12 protein-coding genes and 4 pseudogenes are annotated in these 15,416 nt (G+C 60.0%); 7 read left to right on the forward strand and 9 right to left on the reverse strand.

Annotated elements, in window-relative coordinates; genetic code table 11:
* Positions 1-89 precede the first annotated feature (89 nt).
* Positions 90-1,136, forward strand: a pseudogene (locus P3T40_RS44270) (3'-5' exonuclease); the annotation flags it as partial.
* 80 nt (positions 1,137-1,216) lie between these two features.
* Here the strand turns inward: P3T40_RS44270 and P3T40_RS44275 are convergent.
* Entirely contained in the window at positions 1,217-1,384 is a 168-nt protein-coding gene (locus P3T40_RS44275) for a hypothetical protein (RefSeq protein ID WP_429273979.1), read from the reverse strand.
* Positions 1,385-1,451: 67 nt separating this feature from the next.
* On the opposite strand from P3T40_RS44275, the gene P3T40_RS44280 reads away from it, so the two are divergent.
* Complete coding sequence (locus P3T40_RS44280; RefSeq protein ID WP_429273980.1) at positions 1,452-1,874, forward strand: hypothetical protein; 423 nt, start codon at positions 1,452-1,454, stop codon at positions 1,872-1,874.
* A 129-nt stretch (positions 1,875-2,003) separates the two neighbouring features.
* Here the strand turns inward: P3T40_RS44280 and P3T40_RS44285 are convergent, their stop codons facing one another.
* The 4 genes from P3T40_RS44285 to P3T40_RS44300 all read right to left on the reverse strand — a co-directional run bounded on the left by P3T40_RS44285 (position 2,004) and on the right by P3T40_RS44300 (position 4,555).
* Positions 2,004-2,612, reverse strand: coding sequence for a hypothetical protein (locus P3T40_RS44285; protein WP_429273981.1), 609 nt, complete (start codon positions 2,610-2,612; stop codon positions 2,004-2,006).
* 10 nt (positions 2,613-2,622) lie between these two features.
* Complete coding sequence (locus P3T40_RS44290; RefSeq protein WP_429273982.1) at positions 2,623-3,030, reverse strand: bactofilin family protein; 408 nt, start codon at positions 3,028-3,030, stop codon at positions 2,623-2,625.
* Positions 3,031-3,042: 12 nt separating this feature from the next.
* Positions 3,043-3,822: a hypothetical protein gene (locus tag P3T40_RS44295; protein WP_429273983.1), complete on the reverse strand. Its 780-nt coding sequence runs from the start codon at positions 3,820-3,822 to the stop codon at positions 3,043-3,045.
* 82 nt (positions 3,823-3,904) lie between these two features.
* A complete protein-coding gene (locus P3T40_RS44300) occupies positions 3,905-4,555 on the reverse strand; it encodes a DUF1845 domain-containing protein (protein ID WP_429273984.1) in 651 nt (216 codons plus the stop codon).
* A gap of 626 nt (positions 4,556-5,181) precedes the next feature.
* Here P3T40_RS44300 and P3T40_RS44305 point away from each other — a divergent pair.
* From P3T40_RS44305 to P3T40_RS44325, 5 genes are all read left to right on the forward strand, one after another.
* A complete protein-coding gene (locus tag P3T40_RS44305) occupies positions 5,182-5,448 on the forward strand; it encodes a DUF7696 family protein (protein ID WP_429273985.1) in 267 nt (88 codons plus the stop codon).
* Entirely contained in the window at positions 5,445-6,815 is a 1,371-nt protein-coding gene (locus P3T40_RS44310; protein ID WP_429273986.1) for a hypothetical protein, read from the forward strand. The genes P3T40_RS44305 and P3T40_RS44310 overlap by 4 nt, the downstream gene beginning before the upstream one ends.
* A 224-nt stretch (positions 6,816-7,039) precedes the next feature.
* Positions 7,040-8,389 (forward strand): metallophosphoesterase family protein, encoded by a 1,350-nt coding sequence (locus P3T40_RS44315; RefSeq protein WP_429273987.1) that lies wholly within the window; start codon positions 7,040-7,042, stop codon positions 8,387-8,389.
* A gap of 206 nt (positions 8,390-8,595) precedes the next feature.
* Positions 8,596-9,132, forward strand: a complete 537-nt coding sequence (locus tag P3T40_RS44320) for a hypothetical protein (RefSeq protein WP_429273988.1) — start codon at positions 8,596-8,598, stop codon at positions 9,130-9,132.
* Positions 9,120-11,441: an SMC family ATPase gene (locus tag P3T40_RS44325; RefSeq protein ID WP_429273989.1), complete on the forward strand. Its 2,322-nt coding sequence runs from the start codon at positions 9,120-9,122 to the stop codon at positions 11,439-11,441. Before P3T40_RS44320 ends, P3T40_RS44325 begins: the two co-directional genes overlap by 13 nt.
* 1,436 nt (positions 11,442-12,877) lie before the next feature.
* On the opposite strand, the pseudogene P3T40_RS44330 reads toward P3T40_RS44325, so the two are convergent.
* The 4 genes and pseudogenes from P3T40_RS44330 to P3T40_RS44345 all read right to left on the reverse strand — a co-directional run.
* Positions 12,878-13,976 (reverse strand): annotated as a pseudogene (locus P3T40_RS44330) (IS110 family transposase); the annotation flags it as partial.
* Between the two features lie 5 nt (positions 13,977-13,981).
* Positions 13,982-14,530, reverse strand: coding sequence for an IS630 family transposase (locus P3T40_RS44335; protein WP_429273990.1), 549 nt, complete (start codon positions 14,528-14,530; stop codon positions 13,982-13,984).
* Between the two features lie 247 nt (positions 14,531-14,777).
* Positions 14,778-14,987 (reverse strand): annotated as a pseudogene (locus P3T40_RS44340) (helix-turn-helix domain-containing protein); the annotation flags it as partial.
* A gap of 66 nt (positions 14,988-15,053) precedes the next feature.
* Positions 15,054-15,219 (reverse strand): annotated as a pseudogene (locus tag P3T40_RS44345) (IS110 family transposase); the annotation flags it as partial.
* Positions 15,220-15,416 lie beyond the last annotated feature (197 nt).

Raw genomic sequence — 15,416 nt, forward strand, 5'->3', positions numbered from 1 at the left:
CCAGCGCGGAACCGGGGCAGCGCTGTTCAGCTGCGTGTGGTATCGATGCAGCTTAAATTGCGATCATCTCTGTCTTGACAGAGGGGTCCACTTTACAGAGCATCTACGGCTTTCGGGCGGCGCTTGGTTTCCGTGGGATGGAAAGCTTCGCCTCGTCGTTTGAGGCTCGCAGGGTGGTATTGGGCAGCAACTACCGTTGCCGTGACGAGATTTTGAGCGCTGCAGATCGGGTAATCCGGAATAACGTCGATCGCATCCCAAAGCGTCTCGTCGCCGAGCGCGGTGCAGGCGGAGCCGTGCAGTCGCAGCGGTTTGACGACGAGTACGCTGACGCCGCGGCCGCTGTCGAGGCACTGCAGCCGAAACTCGCTGCGGGGCAATCGTGCGCGATTCTCGCCCGCACGAATCGCATACTGGATCCGATCGAATCGGTCTGCCGGTCGCACGGAGTGAACTATTATCGCGCCTCGGGCCAGTCGGTCCTGAACCGTCCGCAGGGTGCGTTAATGTGCAATCTGCTCGAGATAGTGCAGGGTACGAAGCACAACGGACTGGATGCTGTACTCGCCCACAGTGAGATGAGTACGAGCGACCTGAGCGCACTTCACAGGTTGATGGGTGCAACCCTGGTGCAGCAGCAAAAAAAGGAACTGGTCGCGATCGGCTTGTCCGAAGACACCGCCACCGCATACCGCGGGTTCATGAAGCGGCTGTCGGAGTGGCAGGCTCTGACTTCCCGCCAGGCATACTCTCTGGCGCTTGAGGGTGTGCTCGAATGGATGCTTGGGTACGCGAAGGGCGACACCGCGATCCGGGCGATCCAGGCGACGTACGACGTCGTCTCGCGGCTCAACGGACCGTTCAATGAACGGATAGAGTTCCTGAAGCGGGACAACAACAAGCCGGTAGAAGGCGCGCTCATTCTCACCACGATGCACAGTTCGAAAGGGCTGGAGTGGGACCACGTCTGGATCACTCGCGCCGAAGAGGGCGTGGTGCCCGACGAGAAGAGTCCTGAGTCCGAGGAGCGCCGCCTGTTCTATGTGGCTATGACTCGTGCGCGTGATAGTCTGGTGATCTCAACGATCAGGAAGAATCCGGTGTCGCGATTTGTGATCGAGTCCGAGCGTAGCTAGGTTACAGGTCAAGTGTTCGACGGAGACAAACGGCGGGGTCTTCTCCAGCGTCGCCGCTGGCAGGGGAAGCGGCACGATGCTTAGCCCGCCTGGGCCTCGTCAGCGTCGATGCGTTCGTTGAACGTAGGGCTTTCGTTTCCGCTGCCGCTCTTGTTCACGTTGGGCGTAACCGGGAACCGATGGAAATCGTCCGGGCATTTGCGGGCATTGTTCCCGAGATCCACTGCCTCATCGAAGGTCGTGCCCATACCGATGCACTCAATTCGTCAAACAGTGTGTCATCATTCTTTCCTACCTATAACGTGAGGGACCGGTATGTATTTGATAGGCGAGGGGCGAAAGGCCTACCTAGACTTTATTAAGAACGTTCCAATTCAAGCGTTCTTTTTCTTCATGAGTTTCGTGTTCTGTCATGGTGGGCTGCAAGGTCACCCCGCTGCTATCAAGTGGGTTATTGGAATTATCTTCGGCCTGATGGGCGCCGCCGCCGCCGTGGCCAGTTCCAGTCTGTTTGCTGATTCGGTGCGCGAAAATGTTGTCGCGCCAGCGAGGGCGCGCGCGTTTCAAAAATACCCGTCGACTAACGGCGACGCGATTGTATGGGGCAAACAGTTCATCAAACGTTGGTGGCTCAGGAAGCGGGCCTTGGCCGAGGTATTCCTGGTTGTTCTGGCGATTAATCTTTGTTTCCAGGCCGCTGTTATCTCTGCCCTTCTTTCAGCGATCAATGCGTTGTAATCTACGTCACAAAAAAAAGCCGACCGGATTAACGATCGGCTAAGGATTCTGGCTATTCCGAGTGCCGTGCCAGAACCTGAGAGAACAACATTATCCCGCATCGGTCGAGCACGCTGTTATATCCAATCGCTATCCGATCTCCATCTGAGGCGCTAGTTCATCGACCGTGATCGAATACTCGATGCCCGCGTCGTCTGTCGCGACAACCGTTTTCACGCCAACTGGAACACTTACGTCAGCGTGGTCGTGCCCCCCGCCTGTCACTTTCACCGCGTCGATATCCAGCACGACGTGCGCGGTGTGGTCAGCATTGATCGATACGACCGTCGCTTGCAGAGTAACGCCAGTCGATATATTCGCGGTCTTAACCTCGGACGGCGTTGTGGCCGCCACATAGTCTGACTGTTCCGACACGGACGTCACTGAGGGAATGCCGACAAAGCCTTGGTGATCGATAAACAGGTGCGATGGCACACCACTTGCACTGCTCGCGAAAGCTTCGAACCTGACGGATACGTTTTTAAGGCTCGCGACATCCAACCAGTTGTGTTCCACACAGGCAACACGATGGGCAGCGGCCGAAGAACCGGAAAAACCTTGCGCGCGGTTGTACGGGCAAGCCGCACCGACGCTCTCCATGGTACTGGCGTGCGCGCTCAATGAGATGGCCGCAACCAGTAAAGCGAATGTCTTTTTCATATCAGTTTGTTTTCCTTGTTCGACGTCGGATTTCCGCAAATCGGCGTAACTACGCCAGACCTGGCGTTGCTGCTGACTGTCGTGAAAGCGGCTGAACGTTAGATGGCTGGCTTTCGATTGTCAGCTCGCGTGCTACACGGGAAATTTGCCCCTCAAGCGAGGCGCGCGGCCCAAGGCGAATGGTGCCGCAGTAGTAGATGTTGCCTCTTACGCGACCGTTAATTTCGAGAATGCCCCGTGCGCGCACGTCGCCTTCTACCGTACCGTCGATGCGCACGTGCTCGCCTTCAAGCGGGCCTTTCACCATGCCGCCCACGCCAACATGGAGTAGGCCGGCGTTCGCAATCAGCGCGCCGCTGACAATCCCGAAGGTGCTGATCCCATGGTCGAGGATCATGTCGCCGTGGATCGTGCATCCCGCCGCCAGAAGCGTAACGTTGAGTGACTGTGGTTTCATGCGGCTAATCCTTCAAAAAATCTGCACGTCACCCGATCGGGCGGGAGCGGCGGGTTTGTCCTGATCCGCCTGCTGCGGCGTGTCCGTCTTCGCAGCGCTTGCGGGCGCTACCAACCGGTGAAGATGGTGCGCTGCTGCGGGCGCCGGCGATGGCACTTGCGCCTGCGGGTGTTCAACGGCTGCGGGTTCCGTAACGGGTTGCGGCTTCTGGACCGGCGCAACGGACTGCGGAGCGGGCGAGGGCGTCATGGTCGGCGCGGCCTGCACCGGCTCATGGCGCGCGGCGTGGATGGGCGACGCTATCGCCCTTGCTTCATCGGTTGCGGCCGCCTGAATTGCCGGAGCATCGGCCACGCGCGCCGACTCGGCAGGTTTTGCCGTCTGCCGCAGCAGTTCACGCGGATCCACGCTCACCATGCCGATCTGTGGCTCGCCCGTAACGGCAAGGTCGGAAGCGCTTAGCGGGCGAGCAGGTGCTGCGTTGACGGGGGCCGGCGATGACGGGGCGTGCGTCTGCGCCACCGGTACGACGTGCGCTGCACCCGTCCGTCCTAGAACTACCCATAACCGCGCGGCGCCTATGCCACCGCCCAGAGCAAGGGCGGCGGCCGCGGCGACGATCGCGACGCGCTTGCTGAACCGCAGCCTCGGCCATCTGATCGATGCCGGGGGCCCGTCGCCAGACACTGGCGCTGCCAGTGCAGGAATAGCCGCGACCTGTCCAGTCAGATCGATCACGACAGGCTGCGGTGCGTATTGCGCATGCAGATTTTCGATATCCCTGATATTCACACTTTCCTCCGTCGTCCTGGGACGAGCTTAGCGAGCTGGCTGCGCTGTCAAGTGCGCCAGGCTGTTGTGCGAGTGAAACCCGTTACTCTTCGCGGCGGCTGCCGTCGAAGTCGTACTGGTCGTTGTCGGGCACGCAGACGAGCGCGATATGCCGGATGCGCTTCTCGGCGTTAGCCACAAGCGTCTCGCGCTCTTCTGGCTGCAGCTTCTGTGCGAACACGGCTTCCATCGACCGGCCTGAGAGACGATCGTATTGGGACAGGCATCGCACGAGCCTGCCGGCCAGCGGGTGGGTGACGAGCAGTTCGATTTCTTCCTGGGGTCGTGGGAAGGTGCGAGCGTTGCGCTTTTCGATCCAGGCAATTGCCTTGGTCAGCCACTCGTCGGTTGCCCGAAACGCCGCGTCCAGTGCCAGCAGCTTGCCATTGCGGGCGACAGTGACCTTGGCTGCGCAGAAGTTGTAGTCCGAGCGCACGAAATCGCGGATAAAGTGCGATGAGTACTTCAGGATCGTGCGCGAGTCCGACTGCGGGATGATCCGTGCGATGCGCGAATCGCTCGTGAGCCGTTCGATAGGCTTGAGCCCGGTGCCGCCTGGGTCGTTGGGCGGCGGTGGCGCTACAGCGGCAGCAGCGGCAACTTGCGGGTTGTCGACATGCGCCAGTGTCGATGGGGCGTGCCCAGAAAGCGGCGACGGCTCCGGTTTGCGCGGATTATCAAGAACAGCGGCCATTTTGATTTCGGGTGGTGGTCTCTCTCACCACGAATTCTGCGTGTTCCGCAAACTGCGTAGCGGGCAAAAGCTACGCTCATTTGGTGATCTTTCCGATGTTGCATGGTCCGGTTTTCGGCAATACTGGACTCATTCCTGGCGTCACTGACGCATCGACCTTTGACTTCGTAGCCCGAAGTCCATCTTCTGTACAAGCCGTGCCTTTGTGCATGCTCCGACCAGCTGGCAACTGGTGTGGAATCTCTTCTGATGAGCGCTTCGCCCGCGCTCCCCATCTTTCAGCGATAAAACTCGTCGTCGGCCGCATTCAGTTGCGCCGTGACCTCGTTCGAACCCGGAGATTCGGGTGTTCTCTCTCCAGAGCCCATTCGGGTAGAGCGATTGCAGTGCGCTGATCCGTGATCCTGCGGCGGAATGTTTTTTCCGAAAATGGGCTGTTGCGCGGCGTGACCATGCCGCGCGAGGACGACCTCACGTCCTCGATATGAGCCTCACGGCTCCCTGAGCGCCACATCCCCGAAAGGGATGTGGCGCCCGGGTCATTTCCACCGAATCCGAAGCGCGTTCCCCTGACCGGGAGCGCGCTTTTTTTTCGTCCTGTGTTTTTTCCTGTACCGGAGGTTTTCATGCTTCCCGACCACCTTAACGCGCGCATTGCCGAGACGATCAGTCACAAGATCGACGAGGAGCGTGCATCCGCCGACACCGTTTCGCCAGCCTGGCGTTCACAGTGCGAGGTAGCCCATGTCGCGATGCTTTGCGATCCGGAACGTCGCGTTTTTCTGTCCCGCATAGCTGAGGTCCGTGGCAACGCGGTGGCCGACTCCCTGGAGCAGTCGGCCGGCGAGTTGCGCACGTCAGCTATCTTCTTTCTTGCGAGGAAACCCTCATGAACGCTGTAGTCAGTATGACCGGCTCACCGGCACGCAGTCTGGTGGAGGAGCGCGCTATGCGCCCGCCGACCATTGGGCGGATCCGACCGGGTATCAAGGTGCTCAAGCAGTCGATCGCGCCCGACAATGAACGGGCGGCAAAGATCTACCGTGAGATGGTCGAGGCGGGAGATTCGTTCGAGACGATCGCGAAGACGCTGGAGTCCCAGTGCCGTATCAAGGATGCGCTCGTGCCCAAAAACGTGCCGTATTTCACCTGCCGGCGCTCCGACTTTACGAATCCGGAAGTGGCCGACGAGATTCTCCGGCTGTATGGCGAGGATCGTGGCGACGGGGTCAAGCTGTACCGCTTCCCGGCGTTGTTCGCCTTCAACGACTGGATGCAGAACCTGCCAAACCAGATGGCTGCATGGGGTACTACCGGGCGGAAGTTCTTCTCGGAGTACGGCAACGACGGCACCCGCTATTGCAAGACGTATGCGAAGGTCGAGCGTGACCCTCGCGCACAACGTGGCAAGCGGCACTTCGGTGGCCGTGTCGTCATATTCCGGCAGGACGATTCGATACCGGACGGCATCTGCGATCCCGAGCAATGTCCGCAATACCAGTCACGCCAGTGCAACCTGTCTGCGGGATTCATCTTCGCCGTCCCTGATATCAAGGGGTTGGGGCTGATCGAATTGCCGACCAACTCGATCTATGTGCTTCAGAAGGCGTACGCTGCAATGCAAACCGTGCTCCTTGCACGTGGAAAGCTGACCGGTACACGCTTCTGGATCTCCAAGCGCGAGTTTGATATCACGCGGATCAACGAGAGTGGCGAACCCGTCCGGCAGAAACAGATGCTGACGGTGCTCGATGCGGACATCGACATCGGGGCGCTGCTCGATGGTGCTGAAGATCCCGTTCCGGCGCTTGATGCCGCCAACCAGGCGGTTGCCCTGATCGAAACCGGCGGGAATGTCCACCCGATCCATGGCGACACCCTCGGTGGTGCTGAAGCTGGCCCAGGCAGTCCTGCTACGTCTGACCAAGATGATTCTGAATCTTCTTCCGGTCCGACGCTTCGCGCGGTCATAGCTGACCCAGGTACACAGACAGAAGTGACGGGTAACGCTGTCGATGAGCCCCTCGAAGACAAGTTGCATCGCATGTCGGATCTGTTGCAGCGTCTCGGACTGAGTGTCGAGACTCGCAAGCAGGACTTTCGTGTCTATGCGCATGTCACGTTCGGTCGTGGCTGGACTGAACGCCCGGCAGATGTTGACCGGATGAACGAGCGACTCGCGGGTGCCCTGACTGACCGCGCTCCGCTTGATCGCGAGATTGCGTCGGCTGGCCAGTCGGTGCTGTTCGACCAGGCATAGCCTCTTTGACCTCTTTGCCAGCCCCTTCGGGGGCCGGCGTTATTTCCTCCCTCCATACCGAGAACACTTCAGCAAGGTGCCTTGCTCAAGTGCTTTCGACCGCGCATCGTGCGCATCGAACGAGCCCGCTTCGGCGGCCATTTCTGCGAATCTCTGACGTCAAATTCTGACGTTCAACCTTTGAGGCTGCCGTTGGCGGCCTCTTTGCTTTAGGGAGACTCATCTTGAAGGTGGCTCAATTTTCTGACTTGCATTATTCGCCGGGCAATCTGGCGGAGTCTGATCGTTGTTTCAGTTTTGCGGTCGGCCATGCAATCGACGGCGGCGCACAGATCGGTGTGGTAACTGGCGACTCCACCGATCATCGGCTCGAAGCGCACTCGCCGGCACTGAACGCGCTGGCCAACCAGATTCACCGGTTGGCTCAAGCGATGCCGGTTGTCATGCTTCAGGGCACGTTCTCGCACGAGCCGCCCGGCACGCTCGATAACTTCGGCCTGATGGGCAGCACCCACACGGTGTTCATCGCTGACAAGGTGCAGCAGGTCGCACTCGTCGGGGGGCGCTTCGTCGCCTCCAGCGGACCGATATTTTCTCCGGACGAGGTGAATGATCTGCTCGAGGCTCGACCGGACATCGTTTTCACCTGTCTGCCTACGGTCAACCGGGGGCAGCTCGCCGCGCACGTTGGCGCGCTCGCGGCGGGGACGCAACTGGGGGATGTGCTGGCTGCGTACCTCACAGCTGCAGGCCGGGTGAACACGGTGTTACGGGAGGCTGGCGTCGCAACCGCGGGCCTGTCTCACGGCACGGTCAATGGCTGCGAAACAGAGCATGGTGTCGTCATGGCGGGTCTCGATCACGAGTTTTCGCTGGGCGCGCTGTTCGATGCGCAATGCAGTGCCTTTCTGCTTGGCCACATCCACAAGGCACAACAGTGGGAGCGGGCCGGCAGACTCATCGCCTATCCGGGCTCGATCGGACGGTTTCACTACGGCGAAGAGGGTGACAAGGGTTACCGCCTGTGGGACGTGCTGCCGGAAGAAGCAGATTCAGTGCTGATTCCGACGCCATCGCGCAAGACGGTTGACGTCACCTTCGCCGGGCCGCCCGACATGGCACAGCTAGAGGCGATTGCAGCGGAGTCGTGCGATACGTTCGTTCGGGTGCGCTGGCAGATTGACGAAGAGCATCGACAGACGGTTGATCGTGAGGCAATCGAGGCGCTGTTTGTCGGGGCTGCCGGGCTAAAGCTGGAGGGTCGCATTCTGCCAGTCATTCGTAGCCGTGCGCAGGGCATCAGTCTGGAGACTACCGTCGCAGGCAAGGTGGCAAGGTGGTGCGAACTCTCGGATGTAGAGCCTGCTTCTGTCCTCGACCGCCTGCAGTTGCTCGACACGGGCGACGCCGAAGCGATCGCGGCTGGGATTTTTGCCCGGTTCGCGTCATCGCCGGATCCTGCCACGACACTTGCAGTCGATGAAGTGCAGGCAATTCCGGCTCCGCCTTCGCTGCCTGCCCCGGCGAAAGCGGATTCATTGTCGTGGCTGACCGATGATCTGTTTGCGGCCTGAAGCAATTTTGTGCGAGGAGTGGCCAGTCAGGCGCTCTCTTTTCCTGAACACAGCCGTGTTCCGATAGCCGGTCTGGCTATCGAAACGAGGTTCACCCGCGTCCACGACGCATCGATTGCAGTCTTGCTGTATCCATTTTCTTTAAACCCTGACGGGGAGCGATCCCTACAGGGAGCACTCCGTCCTTTTTTCTCTGGAGTGTGCATATGTTTGGTCTTTATCCTGCTGGCGCGCAGTGGACACGGCATTTCACCGCCAACGTCTGCGCCCGCGAAATCCAGCAATCCCTGGTTAGTCACGGCGGCTTTACTGCTGGCATTTTTCATCAGCCCTTCGGTAGCAGCCGAGGTGCTGTGACTGCGCAGAAAGGTAACTTTCTCGTACTGGCAGCCCACGTTGATGATCAGCCCGCTGATCTCGTCGTGGTGCCGAGCATCGAACTTCAGAATCTGCTCTGGTCGTTCGAGCGAGGGCTGGCGAGCCAATGGTCCGCGCGTGAGTTGCGTGCCCTGACCGGATGTATTGGATGGGACGCCTTGCTCTCGAAGGCGGCTGCTGACTTTGCTGCTGTAGGCGATACCGTCAACGCAGCAATCGACGGCACGCTGGTCAAACCTGTCGAGCCTCCAAGGCCCGATCGGGTCGTCGCCGCATCGTTTCCGGACGATGACGACGTGCCCTGGTTGCCGTCCGACTACCTTCATGATGCTGCGGGACCGGAGGTGCCGACATGCGCCCTCTGAAACTGACTCTTGAAGGCTTCTCCGGTGTGCGCGACGGCATGAAGCGTGATCGAATCACGCTTGATCTGGAATCGCTGCCCAATGGTCTGGTGGTTCTCACCGGGCCAAACGGCGCGGGCAAGACGACGCTGATGGACAACCTCCATCCGTATCGGATCATGCCTTCGCGCGCGGCCAAACTGTCAGTCGACGCTTTCTCGTACTGGGACCACCTCTGTGGCGTCCAGGCGCTGAAGGAGTTCGACTGGGAGCACGACGGGCGAATCTACCGGTCGTCGTTCGCATTCCGTAAGCCCGGCAAGACGGGCAAGGCGGATTACTTCCTCTCAGTGCGTGACGACGCAGGGGCGTGGAACCCGGTCGAACTACCGGATGGCACGGTTGCAGATGGCAAGGCGGAAACGTACGACCACTGCGTTGACTCGATCTGCGGCTCGCTCGAGTCGTTCTTTACGAGCGTGTTTTCGGCGCAGAGCCGACGCCCGCTCGCATCATACGGAGCGAGCGAGATCAAGGGACTGCTGGCCGAGTTGCTGAAGATCGATCACCTGCGTGCGTTGTCCTCGAAAGCGGCCGACGTTGCAAAAGTGTTGGGTCGGTCGTTGAGCGTCGTGCAACAGGAGCTTGTCGGCCTGTCCGCGAAGCGCGAACGTCTTGCTCATACCGAGCGTTCGATTGCGGCGGATAGCGATTCTCTCGTTGTTGCCCGCAAGGAACGCGACACGTTGCAGGGGACGGCCGCAAGCCTGACCCAGCAGCGGGCCACGCTGGTTGCGAAGCAGACCGAGAGCGCCGGTGTCGAGGCGCGGTTGCAGCAGCTTGCAGGCCGTCGTGCCGAGTTGGCGGCATCCCTGAAGACCGTAACGCAGGATGCTGCAGCGACGGCGCAGCGCTGTGCCCAGAGGCGTTCGACGATCCAGCAATCGGTCGTGGCCGCCAATGCAACCCTTGCACGCCGCGACGCAATTCTCAGTGCCGCGACGCTACGGGACGAGGCCCAGCTGCGAATCGGTCGCGACGAAGCACTTGTCGCGCCGCTTCAGGCGACTATCGCCGCGCTCGGAGAGAAGCAGCTTGCGTTGACCTCGTTGAATTCCAGTCTGCAAGGACTCGAGTCACAGGGGGCAACGAAGGCGACGCTTTTCACCACGTTGCAGACGCAGGCAAGCGTCATCAATACGGTGCCGTGCGCGGGGCATGAGATGCACAACACGTGCCCCTTGCTGTCCCAGGCGCGTGAAGCGTCCGGGCAGGTTGCGGAGTTGCGTATCTCTCTTGAATCGTTACGCGCGTCCTTCAGGGCAAAGCGTCAGGAGGCCGAAGAGCTGGCGCCGAAGGTTGCCGAACTTGCAACCCGACGTGCCGAGCTTAAGGCATTGACCGAGGCACTGACCGCTGCGCGCCGCGATTTTGAGCGGGCAACGGAGCTGGCTTCGCAAAAGCCCCTGCTCGATGCGGCAACGACCGCGCTGGAAGCCGCGCAACGTGATCAGCTGGTGATCGCCGAAGAGGAGGAGGTCAGCCGGAAGCGTTGCGAGGAAGAGATGGCGCGCATCACGGCACAGCAACGTGAGGTTGAGTCGGAAGTTTCGCGACTGGCCGCGGTGGATGTCACTGCCGCGATCACGGCTGTCGAGCTTCAACTCTTGCAAAACCGTGAAGCCGTCGCTGCGTTGAATGGACGGGTCGAGGCATTAATCCGTTCACAGGCGACGCGGGAAGCGGAGCGCGAAGCTATCGCAACGGAGCTGGCGGGCGAGGGTGCAACGCAATCGCTCGCTAACCGCATTTCTGACGAAATCGCCAGCTGGAAGCTGCTCGCGAAAGGCCTTGGCAACGAGGGAGTAGTTGCCCTGACTATCGATGACGCCGGGCCCGCGCTGACGCAAACGGTGAACGACCTGCTGCTTGCCTGTTACGGACCCCGCTTCACGGTGGAGATCCGGACGCAGCGTGAGCTGACCAGTGGCGAAGTGCGTGAGGGGTTTGAAATCCTAGTGCATGACGCCGACCGCGACAGCACCAAGGCAGTTGGGGTGATGTCAGGTGGCCAGAAGGTCTGGATCAACGAGTGCCTGACGCGTGGCATTGCGCTGTATCTCGCACGCAATGCCGGTCAGCCCTACCGGACCTTGTTTAGCGACGAGTCGGACGGGCCGCTCGATCCGGAGCGCAAGCTCCAGTTCATGCGCATGAAGCGTGAGGTATTGCGGCAGGGTGGGTACGAGCGGGAGTTTTTTATCTCGCAAACGCCTGACCTGATCGATGAAGCCGACGCGATTCTCGATGTTGCAGCGCTTGCGGTTTGATTGCTGTCAGTTGCCTTTTAACCCTGTGGGGAACGTCCCCCACAGGGGCGTTTCTCGACCATTCATACAACGAGAAACATCATGCAAATGAAGCAACCCTGTAAAGCCGTCCAGACAGCGGCCGTCACGGTTGCCGTTCGACGCGTCAACCCGCGCGTTGGGACAACCCACACCTACACCCTGAACGGCACGCTTATGCGTGACGTACTGGTTGAAGGGCAGTGGATCACTGTTTCGAGAGGCGAACCCTTGAAAACGCGTGCCGCATAGACACGCGCCTCCAATCCGCATCCCCCGGGGTGCGCTTTCCCTGAATAGACACAATGCGTTAACTGCAGTTGCACTTGAACTTGCCCCGTCTTCGAAAGAAACGGGGCTTTTCCCGTATATGGTGTGGACATGAGCCGCAAGCGCAAACAGAAGAAGCGGGCGCTGAATCTGCCAGGCGTTCGCGTCGATGTGGTCGGGACCGTCGTCGGCACGGCAAGAATTGCCGTACGAGAGCATTCTTTCGATTTCGACGACGAGTCTGGGCCTCAAACATCGGAGTCATCGACCCGATCCTCAGTTCAACACGTGGCGTGTAAGTGACCGTGGTGCGTCATGGCCTATGCCATGCATTAATCGCGACCGCCGGGATTTACTCCAGGTAGACAATGTCAGACGGGCCCGCCAGATGAGTCAGGGTTTTGCAGTACGATGGCGAGCCAACCTGCACCACCTAATGTTTCATCGACCGTGACCCGCCATTCTCTCGTGCGACATCGATCTCCGTTTCCACGCCGAAGTGGCTTTCGCAGGAGTTCAAATTGAAATGCGAGAAATCGCACGACCAGCTGGACCGCGACTAGCGATGTCGTAGTTCGTGCGCGGCGAAAGTGGCAACGAAGACGCCGATAAGCAAAGCAGCTATCCCCAAGGACTCGTCATATGGGCCGGGGAATGCCGACAGCTTCGCATCGCACCACAGACAAATCCCGGCAAGCGATACGAACGAACCGAAAGCGAGTCCCCAGACGGGTCCCGCCGTATGTGTGCTCAGTCTATGTGAATGTTTCACGGCTTTTCCTCCCTACGTCCGCTCATTTTCTTCCGCGAGCCCCGCGCGCTGGCGCAACGCTGTCGCGTGAAACGTGTCTGCTGGCTAGCAATCCAGATCAGAGCATCTTCAGCGCCTACACCGTGTGCGGAGCGCAGCACTAGCCTACAATAATACCGTATATACGGTTTATGAGAATACCGTCAGCTGAGCATCCGGAATTCTCGGCACGTATGGCAGCGGAACAGTGCTTCGGAATCACCTGCGACTCGACAGAAATCAGTGCGCTGAGAATCTATGGGGTGGGCTTCGGCAATCGCAAGACTGCGGTCAGTCGTAAAGGAGAGTGTGCAAAATCTGGGGAGATTCGAGACGGGGGGTGCCCCTATGTGTTTCGTCAAGCATTAGGGGCGGATTTCGGCTGGTAGAGGGAGCCGTCGCGCAGCATCGCGAACAGAACGTCGCAGCGCCGTCTGGCAAGGGCGATGAGCGCCTGATTGTGGCGCTTGCCCTGCTGGACCTTGCGGGCGTAATAGTCCCTTGAGACCGGGTCTCGCAGGGCAGCAAAGGCAGAGAGGAAGAGCGCTCGCTTGAGCACCTTGTTGCCTCGCCTGGATGGGTGTTCCACGGATAGAAGAGCCCGAGCGTCGGGTGACCGGGGCGAGGCCGGCGTAGGCGGCGAGATGTGCGGCTGACGCGAAGGCTTTGTGAGCGACTTCAGTGAGGAGTCGGGCGGCGGTCCTGACGCCGACTTCCGGCATGCTGGTCAGGACCGGCCAAAGAGGGTGCGCATGTACCAGGCGTTCAACTTCGCTGGCAACCTCGTCGCGTTGTTTGCGCAAAGATGCGAGCTGCTGGGCTAGACGCGGCATGACGATGGTTGCCGCCTGAGTACCGGGTACGACCACAGCCTGTTCGCTGAGCGCCTGAACGATTTCGGCAGCAAGGCTTTTGCCCATGCGAGGTGCAAGTTTGGTGAGGCGGTTGGCGAGTGTTTTCTCGCTGGTCGCGGCAAGTTCGGCGGGCGACGGGTACCGCTCAAGCAGATCGAGTACGGCCGGATGGTCGAGGCGCGGCCCCAGAACCCGTTCCAGTGCGGGATGGATCTGGGTAAGCAGGCCGCGAATGCGGTTGCTGGTCTGCGTGATCTGTGCGGCGAGATCGTCATCGAAACCGCACAACATGGTGAGTTCGGCGAGTGGCTCTTCGGCCAGTCGAAGCGAGCGTAGCGTGTGCGGCATCGAGCGGGCGGCTTCCGCAATGATGGCAGCATCGCGGGCGTCGGTCTTGGCTTCGCCCGCATGCAGATCGGCGATGCGGCGCATGGCCAGACCTGGCAGATAGGCGACCAGAACGCCTTCGTCGCGGGCGACCGCCAGCGGCAGCGCGCCGATGGTGGCGGGCTGGTCAACGACGAATAAAAGTTGGCCGTGTACCTTGAGCTCGGTGATGAGGGCGCGCAGTTTGGTTTCATCGCTTGGAAGCGCTTTGTTGTAAGTGTTCACGAGAAATTGACTTGAAATCTGGTGCCGTATCCGCCGAGCAGCTCAGTGAGTTCGGCGTCGATGGTTTGCGTGGTCCACGTGACGAAGCGTCGCCAGTGATATTTGAAGTGGTTCCAGACGATCTCGATCAGATTCAGCTCGGGACTGTACGGCGGCAGATAGAACAGGAGTGCTCTGTGTTCGAGAAACCAGCGGTCCAGTGTGTCCTGCTCAATGCTGTGATGGATGCTCGCGTTATCGAGCACGATCACAGTCGGACGGCCATCGCCCTCGCGGATCAAGGAGTCGAGAAATTCGACGACATCAGGGCGTTTCACCGTGCTGGCACTCGCGGCGTAGATGAAGCTGTTCCTACCGAAGTCAAGCGCGCCCACGACGCTGCGTTTGCAATGGCTGTTGGGCTCAATACTGTGGGCCAATCCTCGTGGTGACCAGCTTCGCTGAACGGGCGGCGCCGCACGGAAGCCTGCCTCGTCGAAATAAAACAGGCGGCACTGACCGTCGCGCGCGGCACATTGCAGCTTGCCCAGCGTACCAGTTTTCAACCGGAACTCCTCTTCGTTGCGCTTTTTTCAGCGCATAGCGATTGCGTTTGAACGGGAAGCCTTCGCGCTTGAGTGCCTCACCGAGCGTTTCGATCCGGCATGGCAGCGCTTCTCCGTGAATGACCTGCACGCGTTGTCCGATCTGCGAAAGGCTCAACGACTCGGTTCGCGCCACCTCAAGGGCCGTGGCGATCATGGCGTCGGACAACGCTGGCGGACGGCCACCGTTATGGCCACCCATCAGACCGCACACACCACTGTCGCGCCTTGCGTGGGACCAGTTGTAGACGCTTTGTCCGCTCACACCGAGTTGTTCGGCAATCACCTTGGGCTTGATCCTGCGCCCGAGCATCAGCAGCCCCGCAGCTCGCGTGCGCGTATCCCAGTGTTTGTGATTGATCGACAACTGCCGCAATGTCATTTCCTCGGCTTCGCTCAGTTCTACAACACACTTCATCCGTTACCCCGGCATCATGAAGGCGCCAGGATAGCCAAATTCAAATCGATTGACCAGGAACACTTACAGGCGCTTTCCGGTCCGATCGAGAGCGACGGCGTGATGATGGCCTTTACCTACGTCAACGCCAACGAAGAGGTCGACGGAGTCATGTTGTTGGTTTTCTTGCATCGCGAAGTGTTTATGCAGATTGAGCTGGTTGGCCTGCAACATCGGTGGCAAGTCTCGGCATCCACGTTACGGACGGCCTCAAGATGTTCCCGGCCGAGCCCCTTCTATGAGCAGGATGTTGTCAAGGCCTTTCGCAAACTGGACCGGGACCCGGTTTGTGGGGGTGCCAGGAGCTGAGGCCCATGAGTTATCCACGGCCGGTCGGCGGGTCGCCAGTCTCGACCACGACGCCGGCCGGCGGTGGATAACTCAGCTCAA

The organism is Paraburkholderia sp. EB58, assembly GCF_050436665.1.
Lineage (GTDB): Bacteria > Pseudomonadota > Gammaproteobacteria > Burkholderiales > Burkholderiaceae > Paraburkholderia.